The organism is Hydrogenophaga sp., from assembly GCF_051007235.1.
Lineage (GTDB): Bacteria > Pseudomonadota > Gammaproteobacteria > Burkholderiales > Burkholderiaceae_C > Hydrogenophaga.
In genome coordinates, this window is the sequence record NZ_JBPCSJ010000044.1 from 1 (window position 1) to 1,610 (window position 1,610).

Below are 1,610 nucleotides of genomic sequence, written 5' to 3' on the forward strand. Positions count from 1 at the left end.
CTGGTGGACAGCGGCGGGCCCTCGCCGCGGCGCCTGTCGGTCGGCCTCGACCGCGACCGCCTGGCCATGCTGCTGGCCGTGCTGCACCGCCACGCGGGCGTGGCCTGCATGGACCAGGACGTGTTCGTCAACGCGGTGGGCGGCGTGCGCATCAGCGAACCGGCGGCCGACCTGGCCGTCATGCTGGCCATCACCAGCAGCCTACGCGGTCGCGCCCTGCCCAAGGGTTTCATCGCCTTTGGCGAGGTGGGCCTGGCTGGCGAGGTGCGCCCCGCGCCGCGCGGGCAGGAACGGCTGAAGGAAGCCGCCAAGCTGGGCTTCACCGTGGCGGTGGTGCCCAAGGCTAACGCGCCGAAGAAGAACGACAAAGCGTTCGAGGGCCTGACCATCCACGGGGTGGACCGCATCGAAGAGGCCATGGAACTGGCCCGGAGCCTGGCCTGACCTCCCCTCTACGCAGATTCCGCAGCGCAGCCCGCGCTGGCCTTGCACACAATCACCGCATGAACCTCCAGCGCATCGCCGTCCCCCTGCTTGTCATCGGTCTGCTGATTTTTGCGGCGCGGCAATACGGCTGGGCCGGCTTTTTCGCCGTCAGCGGCGGCCTGGTGTTCTGGCTGCTGCTGCACTGGACGCGGCTGCTGACGGTGATGCAGCGCGCCGCCAAACGCCCCATCGGGCACGTGGACAGCGCGGTGATGTTCAACGCCAAGCTCAAACCCGGCGTGAACCTGATGCACGTGATCGCCATGACCCGGTCGCTGGGCGAGCGCCTGAGCACCGAAGGCGAAGACCCCGAGCGCTACCGCTGGACCGACAGTGGCGGCTCCTCGGTCAGCGTCACCCTGCAGGGCGGCCGCGTGAGTGCCTGGGAACTGCAGCGCCCACCCGCACAGGACTGAGCGACCGCCCCTCGGCGGGCACCTAAAATGGGTGTTTTTGGCGGTGCCGCCCGGCGCCGTCGCACTCCACGACCCAAAGGACCCCGCATGAGCCCCGTGATTCCCTCGATGTCCGACCGCGACGGCAAGATCTGGATGGATGGCCAGATGGTGGACTGGCGCGACGCCAAGATCCACGTGCTGACCCACACGCTGCACTACGGTTGCGGCGCCTTCGAGGGCGTGCGCGCTTACAAGACGGCCGACGGCAGCACCGCCATCTTCCGCCTGGAAGAACACACCGACCGCCTGTTCAACAGCGCCAAGATCCTGCGCATGCAGCTGCCCTTTACCAAGGAGCAGGTCAACGAGGCGCAGCGTGCCGTGGTGCGCGAGAACAAGCTGGAGTCGTGCTACCTGCGCCCGCTGACCTGGATCGGCGACAAGAAGCTGGGCGTGTCCCCCAAGGGCAACACCATCCACCTGATGGTCGCCGCCTGGGCCTGGGGCGCCTACCTGGGCGAAGAGGGCCTCAAGCGCGGCATCCGCGTCAAGACCAGCAGCTACACCCGCCACCACGTCAACATCACCATGACGCAGGCCAAGGCGGTGAGCAACTACACCAACTCCATCCTGGCCAACATGGAGGCCACCGACGAGGGCTACGACGAGGCGCTGCTGCTCGACGCCTCGGGCTTCGTCAGCGAGGGCGCGGGCGAGAACCTGTTC

3 protein-coding genes are annotated in these 1,610 nt (G+C 68.0%); all 3 read left to right on the plus strand.

Annotation, left to right across the window (positions count from 1 at the left end; all coding sequences use genetic code 11):
- Positions 1–444: magnesium chelatase domain-containing protein (locus ACR2JA_RS01425; protein WP_434007362.1), on the plus strand; the 444-nt coding region annotated here is incomplete at its 5' end.
- A gap of 59 nt (positions 445–503) precedes the next feature.
- A complete protein-coding gene (locus tag ACR2JA_RS01430; protein ID WP_434007363.1) occupies positions 504–902 on the plus strand; it encodes a glycerate kinase in 399 nt (132 codons plus the stop codon).
- Positions 903–989: 87 nt separating this feature from the next.
- Positions 990–1,610: branched-chain amino acid transaminase (locus ACR2JA_RS01435; protein ID WP_434007364.1), on the plus strand; the 621-nt coding region annotated here is incomplete at its 3' end.

Bases quoted from the DNA above. Each gene is read 5' to 3' on its own strand.
- ACR2JA_RS01430 (WP_434007363.1), top strand. From the start codon at position 504: ATGAACCTCCAGCGCATCGCCGTCCCCCTGCTTGTCATCGGTCTGCTG.